Raw genomic sequence first — 21,945 nt, 5'->3', positions numbered from 1 at the left:
GGGGTCGGGCGGTGGGGTCGGGCGGTGGGGTCGGCCGAGGCGGGGCGGACCGCCGCCGGTGCTACTCCCCTAGGTGCGCGGCGACGTACGGCAGCGCCACCTGCTCCAGGCCGCGCAGGCCGAAGGCGGGGTGGACGTTGACCTCGAAGACCACGCCGCCGCTCTCGGCGGCGAGGTCCACGCCGGCGAGGTCGAGCCCCAGGGAAGTGGCCGCCGCGACGGCCGACTCCGCGAGCCCGTCCGGGAGTTCGGTGTAGTCGAGCAGCGTGGAGACGGCTCCCCGGCTCTCGTTGCAGGGCGCGTCCGGGTCCGCCTGGACGTGCTCGACCGCCCGGACCACCCGCCCGTTCAGCACCACCACCCGGTACTGGTGGCGCCGCCCGTCGGGGAGGAAGTTCCGGGCGTCACGGGCGAGCAGCCAGTCCGCCTTGGTCTGTGCGTAGTGCCGTGCGGCGGCGTCGAGCTGGGCACCGGTGGTGATGTGGAAGACGTCGTCGCCGCCCATCCCGACGCACGGCCGGGCCCAGACGTCGCCACCGAGGGCCGCGAAGGCCTCGGCGGCGTCCTCCGGGCTCGGCTCGGAGAGCGCGATGCTGGGCATGTGCGGCACGCCGTCCCGGACGAAACGGGCGACGGTGAGGTCCTTCTCGGTGGCCGCCCGCCACGCCGCGGCGTCGGTGCCGAGCGAGCGGGCGCCGAATCCGCGCAGCCGCCGTTGGCAGTCCTCGAACGCCCGGCGCCGGTGCGGCGGGATCTCGTAGACGATCACCGTCTCGGCGGTCGCCGTCCGGCCGCCGCCCGTCAGCCGGATCCCGCCCGCGTCGTCGGCCTCGATCAGGCCGTTGCCGCCGGTCATGAAGTGCCGGGCGTCGAGTTGTACGGGCTCCCGGCCGATCAGCGTCCGCGCGGCGGCGGCGAGCACCTTCCGGCTGCCTTCGGTCGAGCTGTGATCGGTCAGGAGTACGAGGTCGCGTCGGGGCATGCGGCCATGCAAGCGATGACGACGTGGCCACGACAAGACGGCTCCGTGCGCCATCCGCCGCGCGGCGTGGCCGAAACCGCCCCATCGGATCCGGGTGCACCCACCGGTTCGGGGTCCGTCCGTCAATTCGAATGCGCCGGTTCCTCTCCGCGCGCTACCGTGGTCCTCATGTCCACGCCCCGAATCTCCTAGCCGACGGCCCGCTTCCACGCCACCCGTCTGTTCGCTAGTTATTTCGGAGCGTTACCCGATGATCACCACCCGTGGTGTCGACGTGCGCGTCGGCGCCCGCCTGCTGCTGTCCGACGTCACCCTGCACATCGCCCCCGGCGACCGGATCGGCCTCGTCGGCCGCAACGGCGCCGGCAAGACCACCCTGCTCGCCACCCTGGCCGGACAGCTGGCACCCGCCGCCGGCACGGTCACCCGGACCGGCGCCGTCGGCTACCTCCCGCAGGACTCCCGCGCCGCCGACCCCTCGACCGCCGTCACCGACCGCATCCTGTCCGCCCGCGGCCTGGACACCGCCGTCCGGGCCCTGCGCGCCGCCGAGGCGGCGATGGCCCGGGCCGGATCGCCGGCCGAGGAACGCCGGGCGATGAACGCGTACGTCCGGGCCGAGGCCGGGTTCCAGTCCCGCGGGGGCTACGCCGCCGAGGCCGAGGCCGCCCGGGTCGCGGCCGGGCTCGGCCTGCCCACCCGGGTGATGGACTTGCCCGTCGGCACGCTCTCCGGCGGCCAGCGCCGCCGGGTCGAACTGGCCCGCATCCTCTTCGCCGACCACGGCACCCTGCTGCTGGACGAGCCCACCAACCACCTGGACGCCGACTCCGTCGCCTGGCTGCGCGGCTTCCTCGCCGCCCACCAGGGCGGGCTGGTGCTGATCAGCCACGACCCCGGCCTGCTGGCGGAGACCGTCAACCGGGTCTTCCACCTGGACCCGCAGCGCGCCGTGATCGACGTCCACAACACGGGCTGGCAGGCCTATCTGACCCGGGCCCTGACCCCGGATGTTGGACACCAGAGACACTTGGATCTTGATGGTCCGGGTGGACAGGAGTCCTGCACAGATGGTGATGAAGCACTACCCGCCGCAGTTCAAGGTGGACGCGGTCGCGTTGTACCGGTCCCGGCCGGGGGCGACGATCAAGTCGGTCGCCGAGGACCTCGGGGTGAACACCGAGACCCTGCGCAACTGGATTCGGACCGCCGACGGACGCCGTCCCGCCTCGCACTCGGCGGCCGGGGCTCTCGCGGCGGTTCCGGCCGCTGACGCGGTGCAGGCCGAGCTGGCGGCCGCGCGCAAGAGGATCCGCGAGCTGGAGGAGGAGCGCGACATCCTGCGCAAGGCCGCCCGGTATTTCGCAGGGGAGACGCGCTGGTGAACCGCTGCCAGTTCGTTGCCGACCACCAGCGCCGCTACGGCGTCAAGCGGTTGTGCCAGGTCCTGGGCATCGCCCGGTCCAGCTTCTACTACTGGCAGACCACCGCCCCCGACCGCGCCGCCCGGCAGGCCGCGGACGCCGAGGTCACCGCGCGGATACGCGCGGTCCACGCCGCCTCGGACGGCACCTACGGCGTCCCGCGCGTCACGGCCGAGCTCCGCGACCAGGGCGACGTCGTGAACCACAAGAAGGTCGCCCGGCTGATGAACGCCGCCCAGATCGCCGGGCTGCGGCTGCGGCGCAAGCACCGCACCACCATCGCGGACCCCGCCGCGGCGAAGGCCCCGGACCTGGTCGGCCGCGACTTCACCGCCGAGCAGCCCAACCGGAAGTACGTCGGCGACATCACGTATCTGCCGGTCGGCGGCGGCAAGTTCTGCTATCTCGCGACCGTGATCGACCTGTGCTCGCGCCGGCTGGCCGGCTGGGCAATCGCCGACCACATGCGCGCCGAGCTGGTCATCGACGCCCTGGCCGCGGCCGAGCGGACCCGCGGCAGCCTGCACGGGGCGGTGATGCACACCGATCACGGCTCCCAGTACAGCAGCAGGGTCTTCGCCGAGGCCTGCCGCCGGGCCGGCGTCCGGCAGTCGATGAGCGCGGTCGGGTCCAGCGCTGACAACGCGCTCGCGGAGAGCTTCAACGCGACGGCGAAACGCGAGACCCTCCAAGGCCGAAAGAGCTGGTCAAGCGAGCGCGAGGCCCGCCTGGAGCTCTTCCGCTGGCTCCACCGCTACAACACAGTCCGCCGCCACAGCAGCCTCGGATACCGCAGCCCGATCGCCTACGAGACCGCCCTCAGCACAACATCAACTACACTCGCCCAAGCCGCATAACCCCGTGTCCAACATCCGGGGTCAGGGCCCCCCAGCGCGCCGCCGACGAGCGCCGCCGTACCCGGGAACGGGCCAACGCCGAGCGCAAGGCCGCCTCCCTGCACGCGCAGGCCGACCGGATGCGGGCCAACGTCGCCACCGCGACCACCGCCCGCAGCATGGCCCGCCGGGCCGACCGGATGCTCGCCGAGCTCGAACCCCTCCGGCAGGCCGAGCGCACCGCCCGGATCCGGCTGCCCGAGCCCGCCCCGTGCGGCCGGACGCCGCTCGGCGCGGTCAGCCTCGCCAAGTCCTACGCCGGGCGGCCCGTGCTGACCGGCCTGGACTTGGCCGTGGACCGCGGCAGCCGACTGGTCGTGCTCGGGCTGAACGGGGCCGGCAAGACCACCCTGCTGCGCATCCTGGCCGGCCGGGAGACGCCGGACTCCGGGCGGGTCGTCCCCGGCACCGGCCTGCGGCTCGGCTACTTCGCCCAGGAGCACGACACCCTCGACCCGGCGCTCAGCGTGCGCGACAACCTCGCCGCGGCCGCGCCCGGTCTGACCGACGGCGAACTGCGGCACGTGCTCGGCGCGTTCCTCTTCCGGGGCTACGACGCCGACAAGCCGGCCGCGGTACTGTCCGGCGGCGAGAAGACCCGGCTCGCCCTGGCCGCCCTGGTGCACTCCGGCGCCAACGTCCTGCTGCTGGACGAGCCGACCAACAACCTCGACCCGGCCTCCCGTACGGAGGTCCTGGCGGCGGTCGGCACCTACCCGGGCGCGATCGTGATGGTCACCCACGACCCGGGCGCCATCGAGGCCCTCCGGCCGGACCGCGTGCTGCTGCTGCCGGACGGTGACGAGGACCTCTGGCACGACGCGTACCTGGACCTGGTCGCGCAGTCCTGAGGTCCGGCGCCGGCCCGCCGGGGCTGCGTCCCGGCGGGCTTCCTCGCGGCGGGATTCCTTCCGGCGGCCTTCCTTCCGGCGGGCTCCCTTCCGGCGGGCTCCCTTCCGGCGGCGAGAACGCCGGGTGCGCCGCCACCGTGGCGGTGGGCGGCGTCCTGCCCGCGGTACCGGCCGTCTGACGCCTGATGCCTGACACCCGACGCGGTCGGGTGTCAGGCATCAGGGATCTGGCGTCAGAGGTCAGGCGCCGGGCGTCAGGCGCCGGGCGTCAGGCGTCGGGCGTCAGGCGTCAGGCGTCAGGCGTCAGGCGTCAGGCGTCGGCCGGAACGGCGGGATCAGAAGGTGAGGTTCCAGGCGTCGATCGTGCCGGTGTCGCCGGAGGCACCGTCCTTCACCCGGAGCTTCCAGGTGCCGTTCGCCACACTCGCCGAGGCGTTGACCGTGTAGGCCTTGGCCACGTTGTCGGTGCCGTCGCTGTTCGGGAAGTCCTCCAGGAGGTAGACCGTGCCGTTCGGGGCGACGAGGGAGAGGACCAGGTCACCGCGGTAGGTGTGCTTGATGTCCACGCCGACCTTGAGCGTCGCGGGTGCGTTGCCGGTGACGCCGGTGACGGTGAGCGGGCTCTCCACCGTGGTGTTGTCGGCGATCGCCACGTCGGCGGTGTTCTCGAAGTACTTGCCGGTGGGCGGGGTGCCGCCGCCGACGGCCTTCAGGGCGTCGACCTGGCCCTCGCCGAAGAAGGCGTTGTTGGCGGTGGTACCGGTGCAGCGGCTGTCGGAGGCGGGGCAGGCCAGGTCGTTGGCCTGGCTCGCCAGCCGGGACCGGATGTCGGCCGGGGTGAGCGAGGGGTCGGCACTGGCGATCAGCGCGGCGACGCCGGTGACGTGCGGGGACGCCATCGAGGTGCCGCTCTTGGTGCCGTACTTGCCGCCGGGCAGGGTCGAGTAGACGCCGGTGGCACCGTCGCCGCCGGGCGCCGCGACATCGATGACGCCCCGTCCGAAGTTGGAGTAGGAGGCCTTGCCGCTGCCGCTGCCCATGGCAGCGACGGTCACCACGCCCGGAAGTTCGGTGGGGATGTCGAGGCAGGCGTTGCTGATGGTGCGGGTGGTCGGGGTGGAGTCGTTCGGGCTCGCCGTGTCGGTGGTCTTGTTCGCCAGGTCGTAGTCGGAGTTGCCGGCCGCGGCGACCTGGAGCGAGCCCTTGCCCTCGGCGTACTCCTGGGCGCGCTTGACGCCCTCGATGAGGGCCGCCTGGTCGAGGTCGTCCGGGCAGTTGAACTGCCACGGGTCGGTGTAGTAGCTGTTGTTGGTGACCTTGAAGCCGTGGTCACCGGCCCAGACGAAGCCGCAGACGGTGTTCTCGGCGAAGAACAGGGTGCTGGTCGGCTCGGCGATCCGGACGGAGGCGACCTTCACGCCCGGCGCGACGCCGATGACGCCCTTGCCGTTCTTCGCGGCCGCGATGGTCCCGGCGACGTGGGTGCCGTGGGTGTCCACGTCCCGCCAGGCGCCGCTGCGGGTGTCGGGCTTGCCGTACGCGCAGGAGACCGAGTCGGCAGCGTCGAAGTTCGGCGCGATGTCCTGGTGCTGGTCGTCCACGCCGGTGTCGAGCACGCCGACCTTGACGGTCGGCGAGCCGGTGCTGACGCTCCAGGCCTGGTCCGCCTTGATCTGGGTCATGTCCCATCGGTTGGACTCGGTGAGCGTGGTGGCCGACTGGGCGGGGTTGGCGGGCAGGGCCGGGCTGTAGGCGTCGGCCGGCACGTCGGAGGTGCGGGTCGCGCCGACCTGCTGGATGCCGGTGACGGAGCGCAGCGCGGCGGCGAAGCCGGTACTGGTGGAGTGGGCGACGATGACGCCGATCGCGTCGTAGCTCGCGAAGACCGTACCGCCCTTGGCGGCGACGGCGGCCTTGGCGGCGGCGATGTCGGCGGGGGCGCTGATCACCAGGTAGGCCCGGGTGCCGGCGGCCCAGCCGGCCGCGGTGCCCGCGACGGCGGGGGCGGCAGGGGCCTGGGCTGCGGGGGCCTGGACGGCGGGCACGGAGACCGCGCCGGGGACGGTGGGGGTGGTGGTAGCGGTGGCGGCGGTCGCGAACGCGGTGGGGGTGGCGAACGCCATGGCCGAGAGCACGGCGAGGGCTGCGGCCGGGCGGCCGAGCCGCCGGGATATCAGGGGTGACACGTGTCCTCCGATTCGTCCCATGCGTGAGGGGGATCGCGCGGGAATTGAAGGAAACATGCCAGATTAAACAGGACTTGGGGAAGGCTTTACGCCTGACGACTTCTCATGGAAGCGTTACGTTTTGATGTCGCGGGGCCCCCGCATCTCGGGCGAGGTCAACGTCCGGAACCGGCGCCACCCCTGTGCGAGGAGTGTGGGGAGGCAGCCGACAACAAGGCTCCCAAGGCGGTCACCTCCCCGAACGACCTCAGCCCTGCTTGGCCTGGGCCTCCTTGGCGGACGCCTCCAGTCGGTTCCAGTAAGCCTGGTACCACGCCTCGTCGCCGCCGTCCATGTTGCTGTTCTCCTGCCTCATGCCGACCTTGCCGTCGATCAGCTCGCGGACGATGTCGGCGTGGCCGGCGTGCCGGTTGGTCTCGGCCGTCATGTGCAGCATGATCCGCTGAAGCGTCACGTCTCCGTCGTCGCCCCACCACTCGACGTGGCCCATCGCGTCGAGCGGGAGCGCTTCGATCGTCGCGTCCGCGTGCGCCCAGGCACGACGGTAGAGGCTGAGAACCTCCTCGCGCGACTCGTCCGCGGGCGCCCACATGTCCGAGTTGGGCTCGGCACCCTCCTCGTGCCAGGGGAGGGATTCGTTGTGCGGGCGCCCGAAGGTCGGGCCGAAGTACCCGAGCTCGACGCTGGCGAGGTGCTTGACGAGACCGAGGAGGTTGGTACCGGTCGGCGTCAGGGGGCGGCGGATGTCGTACTCCGACAGTCCTTCGAGCTTCCAGACAACGGCTTCGCGGGCTGCCTTCAGGTAGCGGTGCAGGTCGTCCTTGGGATCATTGGGCTTCATGGGCGTGAGTCTCCCACCACCGGCCGACCACGGTCGCGTGAGTTTGCCGACCCTCCCCGGATGCGTCGGCCCGCTCACCGGGTCCGGCACCCGCCGTTCTCCGTCCCCCCGACCTGACGTCCTCTTCTTCCGCCCGCTCCGCCGACGCTCCGTGGAGACCCCGCCGCCATGACCCAGTCCTCCCTCGGTCGCTTCTACGACGATTTCGCCGACGACTACCACCTCCTCTACAGCGACTGGAACGCCTCGCTCGCCCATCAGGGCGCCGCGCTGGACGCCCTGATCCGCACGGACCTCGGCGACCGCCCCGCCGAGGTTCTGGACTGCGCCTGCGGCATCGGCACCCAGGCGATCGGCCTGGCCGCGCTCGGCCACCGCGTCACCGGCACCGACCTCAGCCCGGTCGCCGTCGCCCGCGCCGCCGCCGAGGCCGCCGAACGCGGCCTCCGGCTGCCCGCCGCGGCAGCCGACATGCGGGAACTCCCCTTCCCGGACGGCCGGTTCGACGTCGTGGTCTGCGCCGACAACACACTGCCCCACCTCCTCACGGCCGAGGACGTCCGCACCGCGCTCGGTGAGATGCGGCGGGTCCTGCGCCCGGGCAGACTGCTGCTGGTCACCACCCGCCCGTACGACGAGCTGCGCCGCGCCCGGCCCGCCTCCACCGCGCCGCAGACCGCCGAGCACGGCGGCCGACGGTCGGTCGCCTTCCAGCTCTGGCAGTGGCACGAGGACGGCGAGCGGTACGACCTGGAACTCTTCCAGCTCCTGCCGGACACGAGCGGTGAGTGGCAGGTCTCCGTCCGACGCTCCACCTACTGGGCGCTCATCCAGGAGCAGTTGAGCGCCTTCGCCACCGAGGCCGGCCTGGCCGGTATCCACTGGGAGCAGCCCGCCGGCACCGGCTTCGTCCAGCCCGTCCTGATCGCCCGGGCGCCCTGACGTCCCACCTCCTGCCCCTCCCCTTCTTACCTCCCGATCTCCTCCCGCCGGCCCCCAGCCCCGGTCACCGACGTCTTGACGGCCGTTGGCACGGCTTTTGGCGCCCGTGATTTTGCCGATGCATGTTAATTTTTACTCATGCGAGTAAAACCTGACCCGGCCCCCGCCGCTCCCCCGTCGGCCCGCGGCTCCGGCCGGAGCGTCACCACCGATGCGCGGCGCACCCAGATCGTCGCCGCCACGATCGAGACCGTCGCCGAACTCGGCTACGCCCGTGCCTCGTTCGCCCAGATCGCCAAGCGGGCGAGGCTCTCCAGCGTGCGGCTGATCTCGTACCACTTCCAGGACAAGGAGGACCTCTTCCAGGCCCTCGTCGACACCGTCCAGGAGGCGGCGCGGACCTTCATGCAGCCGCGCATCCACGCGCGTACCGGACCGGCCGCACAACTGGCCGCCTACATCGAGGCGAACCTGGAGTTCCTGGCGGAGCACCCGGTCGAGGTGCGCGCGCTGGTGGACGTCCTCGCCAACGCCCGCCGGGAGGACGGAAGCCCGCTGGTCAGCTCGGCGGGCTTCGACACCCCCGTGGCGCTGCTGGTGCAGCACCTACGGGACGGGCAGCTCAGCGGTGACTTCCGACCGTTCGACGCCGGGGCGATGGCCACGGCGATCCGCGCCTCGATCGACGCGGCCGCCAACCGGCTGTCCACCGGAGACGACTTCGACGCCCGCGCCTACGGGCGCGAGCTGGTCACCCTCTTCGCGCTCGCGACCAGGAACGAGGAGGCGAAGTGACCGTCCACGCCACCCCACGCCGAACCGCCGTGCTGTTACCACTGCTGATCGACCTCGGCCTGCCGCTCGCCGTCTACTACGGGCTGCGCGCGGCGGGCCTGGACCAGTGGTGGTGCCTGCTCTGGTCCGCCGCCGTACCCGCCGTCACCGTGGTCGTACGGCTGGTCCGCACCCGTCGCGTCGACTTCCTGGCCCTGCTGGTCCTGAGCATGATCCTCCTCGGTGTGGTGCTCTCCGCGCTCACCGGCGACCCGCGTACCCTGCTGATCCGCGAAGCCTGGACGGGCATGCTCGGCGGACTCCTCGGCGTCTGGCTGCTGGCCTCCGTCGGCTACGGCCGCCCGGCCCTGCTGGTGGTCTTCCGCAACTTCGTACGGGCCAAGACGGGCGAGGACGGACTGCGCGCCTGGGAGGCCCGCTGGGAGCAGGACGCCGCGTTCCGCCGCGGCCTCCGGGTGCTCACCCTGGCCTGGGGCGCCGCCAGCCTGCTCAACGCCGTCGCCCAAGTCGCCTTCGCCTACCTCCTTCCGGTCGACGCCGCCCCGGCCGCCATGAACCTGAGCTGGCCGGTGATCGCCGCGCCGCTGCTCCTCTTCCACCTCGTGTACACCAAGCGCCACGGCCTGCGGGCCTGACCGGAACGGACCGACCCGCGATCACCGGGCCGCTGGATCAGCCGAGCCCGCCGAAACCACCTCCTCCGCTGTCCCCGAACGGCACACCGTCCTCACCGTCGCCAAAGGCGCCGGCGACCACTGCGCCCCATGGCGCAGCAGCTCCGCAGCACCACGGTGCCCGACTGGCTGGAGCGGACCCTCGCTGAAGGCCTCAGCGGGCCGCTCCCCTCCTCCCCTACCGGCCCATTGCCATCACCGCCTCCGCGACCAGGCCCGCGCCGTCCTCCTTCGCCATCGCGCGGGCCGCCTCCTGCGCCCGTTCCCGCAGCCGCCGCCCCTCGACGGTCTGACGGACGGCCTCCGCCAGCCGGTCGGCGGTCAGGCCGGCGAAAGGAATCGGAGCGGTGGCGGCACCGAGCCGGGTGAGTCGCTCGGCCCAGAACGGCTGGTCCGCCGTCACCGGCACCGGGACGCTCGGCACGCCCGCGCGCAGTGCCGCAGCCGCCGTGCCCGCGCCCGCGTGGTGGACGACGGCCGCCATGTGCGGGAACAGCCGGGCGTGCGGCAGTTCGCCGACCGTCAGCACGTCGTCGCCCTCGCCGGCGATCCCGGCCCAGCCGGCCTGCACCACGCCCCGGACGCCCGCCCACCGCAGGGCCTCCACCGCCAGGGCGCTCAGCCGCCGGCCCTGGCCCGCCGCCATGCTGCCGAAGCCGATGAACACCGGCGGCGGCCCGGCCCGGAGGAAGTCCTCGACCTCGGCCGGGAGGCAGTAGTCCTCCGCCACGTGCGGCCACCAGTTGCCGACCACCCGCAGCCCCTCCCGCCAGTCGGTCGGGCGCGGCACGACGGTCGGACTGAAGCCGTGCAGCACCGGCCAGTTCGCCCGCTCCACGGCCCGCCGTCGCGCGGTCTGGGAGATCGCCGGAAGGCCCAGCCGCGACCGCAACCGGCGTGCGGCCTCCGCGTGCAGACGGTCGACGACCCGCTGACCGAGCGCCCCCGCCGCCCGATTGCCCCAGCTTCCGAGCGAGCGGCCGCCCCCGACGACCGGAGGGAACTCCCGCGTCGGCAGCGTGGGTTGCAGGTAGACCCCCATGCCGGGGACCTCCATCGCCTCCGCGAGGTGCCAGCCCAGCGGTGCGGTGGTGGTGCTGAGCAGGAGCAGATCGGCTCCGGGTACGGCAGCGTCCGCGAGCGCGTCGCCGAGCTGCCCGATGAACACCGCGGCCCGTGCGAGCAGTTCGGAGCGCCCACCGGCCGACCCGGTGCCCGCCCCGCGCGGGTCGACCGGGAGCGGGCGGAAGTCGAGGCCGCTGTCGGCGACCAGCCCGCGGAAGGCCTCGGGCGCCGCGAGAGCGACCTCGTGCCCCGCGTCGCGCAGCCGCGCCCCGAGACCGGTGTAGGGGGCGACGTCGCCGTGCGATCCGGCGGCCGTGACGAGGATCCTCATCGGGTCACCCCGGCGACGTCGCTCTCGTTGTGCCGCTCGGCGTCCTGCTGCTCAGTGCCGCGCCGCTCGGCGTCTTGCTGCTCGGTGTCGCGCCGTTCGGCTTCCTGCCGTTCGGCGTTGGCGCCGACGGCCGCGCGGAGGTAGCCGGCCAGGCCGGGGCGTTGCTCGGCCGGCGGGACGACGAGGGCGAAGGCGCGGGCGTCCGCCTCGTAGTCGTCGGCGATCCGGCCGTGCATCTCCGGCGGGCAGGGCGTGAACCACCGGGTGATGTGCTGCCGGTGCTCCTCGGCGAGGTCGAGCACCGTCCGGTGGTCGACCGGCAGCCCCTCGTCGAAGGCCTCCAGCAGCCGGACCCGCCACTCCGCCGCCTCCGCCATCAGCTGCTGCCAGTCCTCCTTGGAGTGGGTGGCGGCGCGGGCCAGGGCCTCCTGGTGGCTGTCCCGCTCGCCCCACTTGAGGTGGGCGTCGGCCGCGTAGCTGAGGTCGAAGACCACGTCCCCGAAGACCTCGAAGCGCTCCTCCGGGGTCAGCTCGACCCCGGTGCGCTGCACCTCGATGGCCCGCTCGGCGACGACGACCAGCTTCTGCAGGCGGCCGATCTGCTCGGTCAGGGCCTGTCGTCTCGCCAGCAGGTGGTCGAGCGCGTTGGCCTGCGAATCCGCCAGGATGTCGGCGATCTCGTCGAGCGGGAAGCCGAGTTCCCGGTAGAAGAGGATCTGCTGGAGCTTGGCGAGGTCCGCGCCGTTGTAGAGCCGGTAGCCGGCCGGGCTGCGCTCACTGGGCGAGAGCAGACCGGACCGGTCGTAGTAGTGCAGGGTCCGGATCGTGACTCCGGCGAAGCCGGAGACCTGGCCCACCGACCAGCTCATGCGTCCCTCCGATCATCCGTGCGTTCACTGCGCCCCACCGTGCGGCCTGACGTGGGGTGAGGGTCAACACGCGCAGCCCGGGGGCCTGCTCCGGATGCCGGGAGGCACCCCGGTCAGGTCTCGCGCTGCGGGTGGTAGGCGCTCTCGGGTATGCCGAAGGTCCAGGCGACCCCGGCTCGCGCGGTGCGGGTGCTCGGCGGGACGCGCAGCCAGTAGGTGCGGTGGGTGCCGTCCGGCTCGGGGGTGGAGTTGACCACCTCGACCATCACCACCGGCTCGTCGTCGGGCAGGACGATCCGCCACAGCACCCCGGTCTCGTCGCGGTGGACGGGCTCGGCGCCGGAGTCGGCCAGGTAGCGCTCGTAGCCGTAGTGCTCCAGCAGGACGCGGCGCAGTTCGGCGTTCTCCTCGGTGCGGATCCGCTCGGCCGTCACCCCGGCGAGGCCGGCCAGGAACTCGGCCGGCACGGGCATGCCGCGCCAGGCGTGCAGCGCGAAGCCGTCGGCGTACTCCAGCGCCGGGCCGTCCGCCCGGTCGAGCCGTCCGGCCTCGTCGCGGTGCAGGGCGGTCGGCCGCTCGCTGAGCAGCGCGACGTCCCGGTACGGCCACCACCAGCCGACCTCCCGGGCCAGCTCGGCGAGCGGTGCGACGGCGTCGGCGCTCGGCCCGGCGGCCTCGAAGGCGGCGAACCACGGCGCGTCGTGCTGACCGCGCACGGCGTCCAGCAGGGCGAGCCGGACGGTGGTGCGCCGGGCCCGGGCGTCCTCGGCCACGGCCGCGTCCTCCTCCCGGTCGGCCTCGGGGGCGAGCCGGTCGAGCACCGCGTTGCGCAGCCGGTCGGCGAGCGCGGTGGTGACCGGGCCGAGCTCACCGCCGGTCAGCGCCCAGTGGCCCGCCCACCCCACGGCACCGACCTGTTCGACGGCCCGTCGCCTGGCCTCCTCCCACGGCCCGGTGCGCACGGCCTCGCGCACGCTCTCCGCACCGGCGGCCCGCAGCGCCAGCGCCGCCTCGGTCGCGGCGAGCGGCGAGCCGAACCAGCGGACGGCCGCGGGCTCGGGCAGCCCGGCCGCCCGGTACGCGGCCCGGACGGCGCGCTCGGCCGCCGCCCGGTCGGCGGCCCCGGTGGCGGCCGCGGCCGCCCGCCAGCGGGCCGTGACCTCGGCCGGCCCGGGCAGCGCCGGTGCCTCCGTCCGGTCGGCGTGGACCTCGTGGTGGAACACCGTCTCCATCCCTGCTCCGTTCCCGGCCGGGCTCCCCACCCGGCCGTCCGTTCCCGTTCCGTGCCTCGGCCCCGGCCGCGCCGTGCCGTCGTGTCCGCACCCGCCCGCCGACCCCCGTACGGCGGGCGGAGCCGTCGTCAGTCCGCCACCACCCGCACCGCGCCCGGCACGTACTCGCGCTGGCGGACCACCCGGTACCAGCCCCGGGGCAGCGGTATCGCGGCGTGCTCCTCGTGCACCACCCGGCCGCCCTCGGGCAGGTGCAGCCAGCCCGCGCCGAACGGCCCGGTCTCGCGGCGCAGCTCGCCGGGGCCGACCACGGCGTGGGCGTGCCCGGTGACCTCGCCGAGCGCGAGCACCATCCGACCCCGCGCGTCCCGGGGCTGCACGGCCAGTTCGGCCACCCGCGGCGGGACCGCGTCCTCCTCGACCGGCACGATCAGTACATCGCCCTGGCGGTACATCAGTCCTCCCTCGCCGTACGGCCGGACCCCGGCGGACGCCGGAACCCACGGCTCCGCCGCACCTGCCGCGGTCACTCTCCGGAGCCAGGACCCGAACATAGGGCAAGGGTCTGACAATGCGCCCGGGCGGCGACCCGGCCACCGGATTGTCAGTCCCTGCTGGTAGACAGTTGTTCGGTCCAGACCCCAGAGGGAGCAGCGCATGAGTGTCAACGCCCACGTCGAGCGGTTCCACGGTCTTCCCGTCTTCGACTTCGTGGAGGCCTTGGAGGAGGCCGCCGAGAAGGGCGGATCCGGCGCCGTCCGGCTGCCCGACGCCGCGTCGGTCGCCTGGCGGATCAAGCTCGACTACGAGTCCGAGGCGACGTTCGTCGAGCGCTGGGAGCAGTTCCTCGACGCCGTCGACACCGAGCGGGTCACCGCCCTGGTGATCGGCCAGTGGGCGCCGGAGGAGCCGGACGGCTTCCAGGAGCCGATGGAGGCGATCATCGCCGCCGCCGGCCGGCTGCCCGCGCTGCGCGCCCTGTTCGTCGGCGACATCACCTACGAGGAGTGCGAGATCTCCTGGATCCAGCAGTGCGACATCACGCCGCTGCTGAAGGCCTTCCCGCGGCTGGCCGAGCTGGTGGTGCGCGGCGCGTCCGAGGACTGGGACGGCAACGGCGGTCTGGCGTTGGAGCCGCTGCGGCACGAGGATCTCAAGGCGCTGCGCTTCGAGGCCGGCGGGCTGCCGGGCTCGGTCGTGCGCTCGGTGGCGGGCTGCGACTTCCCGGCCCTGGAGCGGCTGGAGCTCTGGCTCGGCGTGGAGAACTACGGCGGCGACGCGACGATGGCCGACTTGACGCCCTTCCTGGACGGCACCCGCTTCCCCGCGCTGCGCCACCTCGGCCTGCAGAACAGCGAGTTCCAGGACGACATCGCGGCCGCCGTGGCGCACGCGCCCGTCGTCGCCCGGCTGGAGTCGCTCAACCTCTCCATGGGCGTGCTGACCGACCAGGGCGCCACCGCCCTGCTGGAGGGCCAGCCGCTCACCCACCTGCGCTCCCTCGACCTCCACCACCACTACATCACCGAGGAGGTGCGGCAGCGCCTGCGCCAGGCCCTGGCCGGGGTGGAGGTCGACCTCTCCCAGCCCGGCAAGCCCGGCGACCAGTGGCGCTACGTGGCCGTGGCCGAGTAGCCGTCACCTCCCGCACCACCCAGAGCGACCCGCACCGTCCACCCGTCCGACCACTCGACCCACCAGGATCCGACATGGCCGTCTCCCGCCACCTGGAACGCTTCCACGAGCTGCCGATCCACGAGTTCACGCCCGACGACCGGCCGCGTCCCGACGCGGGCGCCGTCGCCTGGCGGCTGTCCCTCGAGTACGGCTCCGAGCAGGACTTCGTCCAGCTCTGGCAGTCGTTCCTGGAGAGGGTCGACCCGGCCGGCGTGCGCGCCGTGGTGGTCGGCGCCTGGTGGCAGGACGGCTACACGTCCGTCCACCCCGTGATCGAGGCCATCACCGCCGCAGCGCCGCGCCTGCCCGCGCTGGAGGCGCTGTTCCTCGGCGAGGTGACCTTCGACGAGTGCGAGATCTCCTGGCTGGAGATGGACGACGTCACGCCGCTGCTGACCGCCTTCCCCGGGCTGAGGTCGCTGGCCGTGCGCGGCGGCATGGACCTCGCCCTGGAGCCGGTGCGGCACGACCGCTTGACCAGCCTGCGCTTCGAGTCCGGCGGCCTTCCGGCCACCGTGGTTCGCGCGGTGGCCGGCTCCGAACTGCCCGCGCTGGAGCGCCTGAGCCTCTGGCTCGGTGTGGACGAGTACGGCGGTGACGCGTCGCTGGACGACCTCGCACCGTTCCTGGACGGCTCCCGACTGCCGAAGCTGCGCCACCTCGGGCTGGCCAACAGCGAACTCCAGGACGAGATCGCCGCCGCCGTCGCCCACGCCCCGGTGGTGGCCCGGCTGGAGTCGCTCGACCTCTCCATGGGCATGCTCTCCGACGAGGGTGCCACCGCCCTGTTGGAGGGCCAGCCGCTCACCCACCTGCGCTCCCTCGACCTGCACCACCACTACCTGAGCGACGCGATGATGGAGCGGCTGAGCGCTGCCCTGCCGGGTGTCGAGGTCGACCTCGACGAGGCCGAGGGTGCCATGGACGACGAGGACGACCGCTACGTCTCGGTCGCCGAGTAGGCGGGCGGCGGAGGCGATGACTTTGCGGCTGACCGTCCTCGGCAACCCCGGGCACCGGCGGGTGACACTGTTCGCCGCCGCCGCCCGGGCCGCCGGGCTGCCGGAGCCCGCCGTGCTGCCCTGGCTGGACGTGCTGCGCGGCCGGTACCGGCTGCCCGAGGGCGGACTGCTGCGCATCGAGTCACCCGGCGAGGAGCCGGAGGTCGACCGCCTGCTGCGCGGCCCGGCGCTCGGCCCCGGCTACGCGCCGACCAGGGTCGAGGGCACGGCCGTCTGGTACGCGGGGGTCATGGCCGCGCTGCGCGCGCTGGCCGCCCGGCCCGGGGTACGGCTGCTCGGCGATCCGGAGGAGGTCGCCGTGATGTTCGACAAGCGCCGGGCGCACGCGCTGCTCGCCGGGGCCGGGGTGCCGGTGCCCAGGGCGCTCGGCGGCGAGGTCACCGGCTGGGAGCACCTGCGCGAGCGCCTCGCCGAGGCCGGCCTGCACCGGGTCTTCGTCAAACCCGCGCACGGCTCTTCCGCCTCCGGGGTGATGGCCCTGGAGTTCGGGCCGCACGGTCGGCTGCAGGCCACCACCTCGGTGGAACTGGCCGACGGCCGGCTGCACAACTCGCTGCGGGTGCGCCGCTACCGCAGCGAGCGGGAGGTCGCCGCGATCGTCGACGGCCTGGCACCGGACGGGCTGCACGTCGAGCAGTGGATCCCGAAGGCCTCGCAGTCCGGACGCTCCGCGGACCTGCGGGTGGTGGTGGTCGCCGGCCGGGCCACCCACGCCGTGGTGCGCACCAGCGCCCAGCCGATGACCAACCTGCACCTCGGCGGCGCCCGGGGCAGCGTCGACCAGGTCCGTCAGGCCGCAGGGCCGGCCTGGCCGGCCCTGCTGGAAACGGCCGAGCGCGCGGCGGCCTGCTTCCCCGGCTCGCCGATGGTCGGGGTCGACGTGCTGCCCACGGCCGGCTGGCGGCGTGCCCTGGTCGGCGAGGTCAACGCCTTCGGTGACCTGCTCCCCAACCTCACCGGCCTGCCCGACGGCCCCGCCGAGGGCCTCGACACCTACGGCGCCCAGCTCGCCGCGCTCACCGCTCATTCCCCGTCGTCGTCCGCGGCGACGGACCACCAGATCACGGAACCCGCTCGATGAACCACCGGACCACCCTCCCGGCCCCCGACATGAACGCCGTCGTCGGTACCCACGACCTCCTCCTCGTCACCCTCGACACCCTCCGCTTCGACGTCGCCGAGGAGCTGGCCGCCGCCGGCCGCATCCCGAACCTCGCCGCCGTCCTGCCCGGCGGCCGCTGGGAGCGCCGGCACGCACCCGGCAGCTTCACCTACGCCTCCCACCAGGCGATCCTGGCCGGTTTCCTGCCGACGCCGGCCACCCCGGACGGTCCGCATCCGCGCCTGTTCGCGGCCCGCTTCGCCGGCTCCGAGAGCACCGCCCCGCGCACCTGGGTGTTCGACGCCCCCGACCTGCCGACGGCGCTGGCCGCGGCCGGGTACCGCACGGTGTGCGTCGGCGGCGTCGGGTTCTTCAACAAGCAGGGCCCGCTGGGCTCGGTGCTGCCCGGCCTCTTCCAGGAGAGCCACTGGGCGCCCGAGCTGGGCGTGGCCTCGCCGACGTCCTTCGAGGAGCAGGTCGCCCGGGCCGAGCGGGTCGCCGCCGAACAGTCCGCCGACCAGCCGCTGTTCCTCTTCCTGAACGTCTCGGCGCTGCACCAGCCGAACTGGTTCCACCTGCCGGGCGCCACCCGCGAGCACGGGGACTCCCGGGCCAGTCACGCCGCCGCCCTGGAGTACGTGGACGCGCACATCGGCCGGCTGTTCGCCGCGATGAGCGCCCGCCGTCCCTGCTTCGCGGTCGTCTGCTCCGACCACGGCACCGCCTACGGCGAGGACGGCTACACCGGGCACCGGATCGGCCACGAGGTGGTCTGGACGGTCCCGTACGCGCACTTCACCCTCCCCGCCCGAGCGGCGGACGCCCCCGCGACCTCCAAGGAGCGCGCATGACCACCGCACCCCCGCGCCCGGACTCGCCGTACCAGTCGTACGTCTACGCGTACCCGCACAAGACGGCGTACCGCCCGCTGCCCGAGCGCCCGCCGCTGCGCGAGCTGTGGGCAGGCGAGGCCCAACACGCGCTCTCGCTCTACCTGCACATCCCGTTCTGCGAGGTCCGCTGCGGCTTCTGCAACCTGTTCACCCGGATCGGCAGCCCCGACGGCCTGACCACGGCCTACCTGGACGCCCTGGACCGGCAGGCCACGGCGGTGCGCTCGGCGCTGGACGAGGGCGCGCGGTTCGCGCTGGCCGCGTTCGGCGGCGGCACGCCCACCTATCTGACGGCCGGTGAGCTGGAGCGGCTGTGCGACATCGCCGAGCGGCGGATGGGCGCCGACCTGCAGGCGGTACCGCTCTCGGTGGAGGCCTCACCCGCCACCGCGACCGCCGACCGGCTGGAGGTGCTGGCCGCCCGGGGCACCACCCGGCTGAGCCTGGGCGTGCAGTCCTTCGACGACGCCGAGGCGCGTTCCGCCGTGCGCCCGCAGAAGCGGGCCGAAGTGGAGGCCGCCCTCGGCCGGATCCGCGCGGCCGGGTTCCCGGTGCTCAACATCGACCTCATCTACGGCATCGACGGCCAGACGGAGAGCAGCTGGCTCCGCTCGCTGGACACCGCGCTCGCCTGGCAGCCCGAGGAGCTGTACCTCTACCCGCTGTACGTCCGCCCGCTGACCGGTCTGGCCCGGCGCGGCGAGCAGGAGAGCCGGCCCGCCTGGGACGCGCGCCGGCTCGCGCTCTACCGGGCCGGCCGCGACCACCTGCTCGCCCACGGCTACCAGCAGGTGTCGATGCGGATGTTCCGCCGCGCGGCCTCCCCGCAGGCCGGGGCGGGCGAGTACGCCTGCCAGACCGACGGCATGGTCGGCCTGGGCTGCGGCGCCCGCTCCTACACCTCGCGGCTGCACTACTCCTTCGACTACGCGGTGAACGCCACCGAGGTGCGCGGCATCATCGACGACTACGTCGCCACCGAGGACTTCCACCGGGCCGAGGTGGGCCACTGGATGGGCGGCGCGGAGCCGCGCCGGCGCCACCTGCTGCAGTCGCTGCTCCAGGCCGAGGGCCTGCCGCTGGCGGACTACCGAGCCCGGTTCGGCGGTTCACCGGCCGAGGACTTCCGGGCGGAGCTGGCCGAGTTCGCCGAGCGCGGCTGGCTCGCCGGGGGCGACCCGGAGTACCTGCGGCTCAGCCCCGAGGGGCTGGCGCACTCCGACGCCGTCGGGCCGATGCTCTTCTCGCCCGAGGTCGGGGCCCTGATGGCGGCGTACGAGGCGAAATGACCTTCCTCGGCATGCCCTCCGGCCCACCGCTGCCGGAGGACGGCGCGCGGCACCTCACCCTGCTCTACCGCGGGCCGCTCGCGTCCTGCGACTACGACTGCCCCTACTGCCCGTTCGCCAAGCGGCGCGACAGCCCCGAGCAGCTGCGGGCCGACCGGGCCGCCTTGGAGCGCTTCACCGGCTGGGCCGCCGGGCGCGCGGGCACCGGCGACACCCTGTCACTGCTGTTCACCCCGTGGGGCGAGGGTCTGGTGCGGTCCTGGTACCGCCGCGCCCTGGTCGAGCTGAGCCTCCTGCCGCACGTCCGCCGCGTCGCGATCCAGACCAACCTCAGCTGCCGCACGGGCTGGCTCGCCGACGCGGACCTCGACGCCCTCGCCCTCTGGGTCACCTTCCACCCCGGCCAGGTCTCCCGCGACCGGTTCCTCGCCAAGTGCCGCGAGCTGGACGCACTCGGCGTGCGCTACAGCGTGGGCGTGGTCGGCCAACCCGAGCACCTCGCGGAGGCCCGTCGGCTGCGCGCCGAACTCGCGGGGGACGTCTACCTGTGGGTCAACGCCGCCGAGGGCCTCGACTACACGGACGCCGAAGCCGCCCAATGGACGGCCCTCGATCCGCACTTCGGCTACAGCCGGCACGCCCATCCCAGTGCCGGGCTGCCGTGCCGCACCGGGGAGTCCGTGCTGTCGGTGGACGGCGACGGCACCGTACGCCGCTGCCACTTCGTCCGCGACGTCCTCGGCAACCTCTACGACGGCAGCTACCGCACCCAACTCGGGCCGCGCGCCTGCCCGTTGCCGGTCTGCGACTGTCACATCGGCTACGTCCACCTGGAGACCCTGCCGCTGTACGAGCTATTCGGGGCGGGAGTGCTGGAGCGCGTGCCGCACGGCTGGCCAGGGGGGCGGTGATAAATCGGTTGCCTACCGGCCACTCTGTGTGAAAGCGTACGAACAACCGCGCAGGACCAGCTCGTTCGGAAGGGAGGCCCGCAGATGATCAGTGGCATACGGCTCGCGGTCGTGCCGGGCCTCGTACTCGGTGACACCCCGGCTCGCGCTTCGACGCGTGAGCCGCACCCGGCCTGACGCCCGCGCCCGCCGTCCCGGCGGCGCCGTCGCCCGACGCGCCTGCTGCTCACTCCTCGTCGAAGTGCTCTTCGTGCCCCCTTGCACGTTCGACCACGAGGAGCCCCGGTGTCCGACACCCACCGGCCCAGTACCGTCACCCTGCCCACCCTCTTCGCCCTGCCCGCACCCTGGCACAGCGAGAACGGCACGCCCCCGCCGCGTCGCCTGATCGCCGCCGACGACACCCTTCGCGCCGAGGCCGCCTACCGGTTGGCCTGCGAGGGCACCGCTCTGCTCTGGCAGGGCGACTACCCCGGCGCGCTCCACCTCCTGCACGCCATGCGCCGCCGCGCCGAGCGGCGCCAACCCCGATCCGCGCCCGCCTCACCCGCCGAGGCCTTCCGTCGGCACCGACGGGAGCGCGCCCGCCTCGCACGCGTCCTGGGCATGCTGTTGGTACCGCTCGGTGCGGATCACCGCGTCCGGCTCCACCGGGCGCCCGACGTCCGAGAGTCCTGCCTGGCGGCCTACGGACCGCTCCTTGACAACAGAATCGTGTCCCTGCGCGAACTCCTCGGGGTGATCGGCGCCCACCAGTGGCGCCTCAGGGGCGTCGAGGTCCCGGCCCTCGGCGCCCGCATCCACCCCCACTACGGGGTCTTCTCACCCGTTCGCGGCGAGTACGTCGACCTCGTCGCCCGGGCGCCGTTGCCGCCGGCCGCCCGGACCCACTCCACCGCCTACGACCTCGGCACCGGCACGGGCGTGCTCGCCGCGCTCCTCGCCCGGCGCGGCCTGCGCAAGGTCCTGGTCACCGACGCCAACCCGCGCGCCCTCGCCTGCGCCCACGACAACGCCCACCGGCTCGGCCTCGCCCGCCGCATCGAGACCGCCGGCACCGGGCTCTACCCGCCCGGCCACGACCGGGCCGCCCTGGTCGTGTGCAATCCTCCGTGGTTGCCCGGCCGACCGAGCTCCGCCCTCGACGAGGGGGTCTACGACCTCGACAGCCGTATGCTCCACGGCTTCCTCGACGCTCTGGCCGGCCGCCTGCTGTCCGGCGGCGAGGGCTGGCTCGTCCTCTCCGACCTCGCCGAACACCTCGGCCTGAGGTCCCGCGCCGACCTGCTCGACGCCGTCGCCGGAGCCGGTCTGCGCGTCACCGGCCGCCTTGACACCGTCCCCCGCCACCCCCGGGCCACCACCCCCGAAGGGGCCGACCCCCTCCTCCGCGCCGCCCGCGCCGCCGAGGTCACCTCGCTCTGGAGGCTGGCCCCCGCATGACTCCACGCGACCTGCCGCACACGGCCCGAAGCAGCCGCACGCCCACCGGGCGACACGGCCCGCACGTCCCTAGCCTGGTGAGAAGGAGGAGGCGAAACACCATGCTTGGAGACGCTCCACTGCAAGCGGTCATCCCCGCCACCGATCTCGCCCGCGCCAAGGCCTTCTACACCGACACCCTCGGCCTCAAGCTCACCGAGGAAGGTGAGGAGGAGTTCGCCTGCGACAGCGGCGGCACCCAGTTCACCGTCTACCGCACGCCCAGCGGCGGACAGGCCGCCCACACCCTCGCCAGCTTCAAGGTCACCGACCTCGACGGCGAGATGGCTGCCCTCCGCGGCCGCGGCATCACCTTCGAGGAGTACGACTTCCCCGGTCTGCAGACCGTCAACGGCGTCGCCGAGGGCGAGGGCATGCGCGCGGCCTGGTTCAAGGACAGCGAGGGCAACATCATCTGCGTGGCCCAGCGGGTCGACCAGTAGCCGTCCCGCCGGCCGGGCCGGCCGGCGGGCGTTCCCCG

19 protein-coding genes and 2 pseudogenes are annotated in these 21,945 nt (G+C 73.7%); 14 read left to right on the top strand and 7 right to left on the bottom strand.

The annotated features are described in order from the left end of the window. Positions 1-61 precede the first annotated feature (61 nt). Positions 62-982 (bottom strand): ATP-grasp domain-containing protein, encoded by a 921-nt coding sequence (locus ACZ5GH_RS33590; RefSeq protein ID WP_464336169.1) that lies wholly within the window; start codon positions 980-982, stop codon positions 62-64. 250 nt (positions 983-1,232) lie between these two features. Between ACZ5GH_RS33590 and ACZ5GH_RS33585 the strand changes: the two are divergent. The 3 genes and pseudogenes from ACZ5GH_RS33585 to ACZ5GH_RS33575 form a co-directional block, all read left to right on the top strand. Beyond that, positions 1,233-1,979 (top strand): annotated as a pseudogene (locus tag ACZ5GH_RS33585) (ATP-binding cassette domain-containing protein); the annotation flags it as partial. 73 nt (positions 1,980-2,052) lie between these two features. Further along, a protein-coding gene (locus ACZ5GH_RS33580; RefSeq protein ID WP_464334099.1) for an IS3 family transposase occupies positions 2,053-3,263 on the top strand; the annotation gives its coding sequence in 2 pieces (ribosomal slippage) (positions 2,053-2,347 and positions 2,347-3,263; 1,212 coding nt in all). A 32-nt stretch (positions 3,264-3,295) separates the two neighbouring features. Continuing rightward, positions 3,296-4,153 (top strand): annotated as a pseudogene (locus ACZ5GH_RS33575) (ABC-F family ATP-binding cassette domain-containing protein); the annotation flags it as partial. A 335-nt stretch (positions 4,154-4,488) separates the two neighbouring features. Here the strand turns inward: ACZ5GH_RS33575 and ACZ5GH_RS33570 are convergent. Together ACZ5GH_RS33570 and ACZ5GH_RS33565 are read right to left on the bottom strand one after the other, a co-directional pair. Further along, on the bottom strand, positions 4,489-6,276 hold the full coding sequence (locus ACZ5GH_RS33570; protein WP_464336918.1) for a S8 family peptidase: 1,788 nt from the start codon (positions 6,274-6,276) through the stop codon (positions 4,489-4,491). 310 nt (positions 6,277-6,586) lie between these two features. Continuing rightward, complete coding sequence (locus tag ACZ5GH_RS33565; protein ID WP_387757076.1) at positions 6,587-7,180, bottom strand: DinB family protein; 594 nt, start codon at positions 7,178-7,180, stop codon at positions 6,587-6,589. 168 nt (positions 7,181-7,348) lie between these two features. On the opposite strand from ACZ5GH_RS33565, the gene ACZ5GH_RS33560 reads away from it, so the two are divergent. The 3 genes from ACZ5GH_RS33560 (at position 7,349) to ACZ5GH_RS33550 (ending at position 9,552) form a co-directional block, all read left to right on the top strand. Continuing rightward, entirely contained in the window at positions 7,349-8,122 is a 774-nt protein-coding gene (locus ACZ5GH_RS33560) for a class I SAM-dependent methyltransferase (RefSeq protein ID WP_464336168.1), read from the top strand. Between the two features lie 138 nt (positions 8,123-8,260). Beyond that, on the top strand, positions 8,261-8,917 hold the full coding sequence (locus tag ACZ5GH_RS33555) for a TetR/AcrR family transcriptional regulator (RefSeq protein WP_464336167.1): 657 nt from the start codon (positions 8,261-8,263) through the stop codon (positions 8,915-8,917). Between the two features lie 29 nt (positions 8,918-8,946). After that, the gene (locus tag ACZ5GH_RS33550; protein WP_464336166.1) at positions 8,947-9,552 is read left to right on the top strand and encodes a VC0807 family protein; all 606 of its coding nucleotides are present in this window, start codon (positions 8,947-8,949) and stop codon (positions 9,550-9,552) included. Between the two features lie 217 nt (positions 9,553-9,769). On the opposite strand, the gene ACZ5GH_RS33545 is transcribed toward ACZ5GH_RS33550, so the two are convergent. The 4 genes from ACZ5GH_RS33545 to ACZ5GH_RS33530 form a co-directional block, all read right to left on the bottom strand. Next, positions 9,770-10,987, bottom strand: a complete 1,218-nt coding sequence (locus tag ACZ5GH_RS33545; protein ID WP_464336165.1) for a glycosyltransferase — start codon at positions 10,985-10,987, stop codon at positions 9,770-9,772. Further along, the gene (locus ACZ5GH_RS33540; protein WP_464336164.1) at positions 10,984-11,856 is read right to left on the bottom strand and encodes a MerR family transcriptional regulator; all 873 of its coding nucleotides are present in this window, start codon (positions 11,854-11,856) and stop codon (positions 10,984-10,986) included. The genes ACZ5GH_RS33545 and ACZ5GH_RS33540 overlap by 4 nt, the downstream gene beginning before the upstream one ends. 113 nt (positions 11,857-11,969) lie before the next feature. Further along, the gene (locus tag ACZ5GH_RS33535; protein WP_387753244.1) at positions 11,970-13,088 is read right to left on the bottom strand and encodes a DUF6745 domain-containing protein; all 1,119 of its coding nucleotides are present in this window, start codon (positions 13,086-13,088) and stop codon (positions 11,970-11,972) included. Positions 13,089-13,216: 128 nt separating this feature from the next. Further along, positions 13,217-13,543, bottom strand: a complete 327-nt coding sequence (locus ACZ5GH_RS33530; protein WP_387753247.1) for a hypothetical protein — start codon at positions 13,541-13,543, stop codon at positions 13,217-13,219. A 202-nt stretch (positions 13,544-13,745) separates the two neighbouring features. Between ACZ5GH_RS33530 and ACZ5GH_RS33525 the strand changes: the two genes are divergently transcribed. From ACZ5GH_RS33525 to ACZ5GH_RS33490, 8 genes are all read left to right on the top strand, one after another. Continuing rightward, positions 13,746-14,723: an STM4015 family protein gene (locus tag ACZ5GH_RS33525; RefSeq protein ID WP_464336163.1), complete on the top strand. Its 978-nt coding sequence runs from the start codon at positions 13,746-13,748 to the stop codon at positions 14,721-14,723. A 74-nt stretch (positions 14,724-14,797) separates the two neighbouring features. Continuing rightward, entirely contained in the window at positions 14,798-15,727 is a 930-nt protein-coding gene (locus tag ACZ5GH_RS33520) for an STM4015 family protein (protein ID WP_387753253.1), read from the top strand. A gap of 16 nt (positions 15,728-15,743) precedes the next feature. After that, positions 15,744-16,868: an STM4014 family protein gene (locus ACZ5GH_RS33515; protein WP_464336162.1), complete on the top strand. Its 1,125-nt coding sequence runs from the start codon at positions 15,744-15,746 to the stop codon at positions 16,866-16,868. Between the two features lie 29 nt (positions 16,869-16,897). After that, the gene (locus tag ACZ5GH_RS33510) at positions 16,898-17,740 is read left to right on the top strand and encodes an STM4013/SEN3800 family hydrolase (RefSeq protein ID WP_464336917.1); all 843 of its coding nucleotides are present in this window, start codon (positions 16,898-16,900) and stop codon (positions 17,738-17,740) included. Beyond that, a complete protein-coding gene (locus tag ACZ5GH_RS33505) occupies positions 17,737-19,071 on the top strand; it encodes an STM4012 family radical SAM protein (RefSeq protein ID WP_464336161.1) in 1,335 nt (444 codons plus the stop codon). Before ACZ5GH_RS33510 ends, ACZ5GH_RS33505 begins: the two co-directional genes overlap by 4 nt. Positions 19,072-19,082: 11 nt before the next feature. After that, positions 19,083-19,982, top strand: coding sequence for an STM4011 family radical SAM protein (locus ACZ5GH_RS33500; protein WP_387753262.1), 900 nt, complete (start codon positions 19,083-19,085; stop codon positions 19,980-19,982). Between the two features lie 285 nt (positions 19,983-20,267). Beyond that, entirely contained in the window at positions 20,268-21,425 is a 1,158-nt protein-coding gene (locus ACZ5GH_RS33495; protein WP_464336160.1) for a methyltransferase, read from the top strand. A 101-nt stretch (positions 21,426-21,526) separates the two neighbouring features. Continuing rightward, positions 21,527-21,907 (top strand): VOC family protein, encoded by a 381-nt coding sequence (locus ACZ5GH_RS33490; RefSeq protein WP_387753267.1) that lies wholly within the window; start codon positions 21,527-21,529, stop codon positions 21,905-21,907. Positions 21,908-21,945 lie beyond the last annotated feature (38 nt).

This window comes from Kitasatospora sp. Xyl93 (assembly GCF_055383135.1).
Note: the sequence above shows the minus strand (reverse complement) of the source record. Positions and strands in the feature narration are given on the sequence as shown.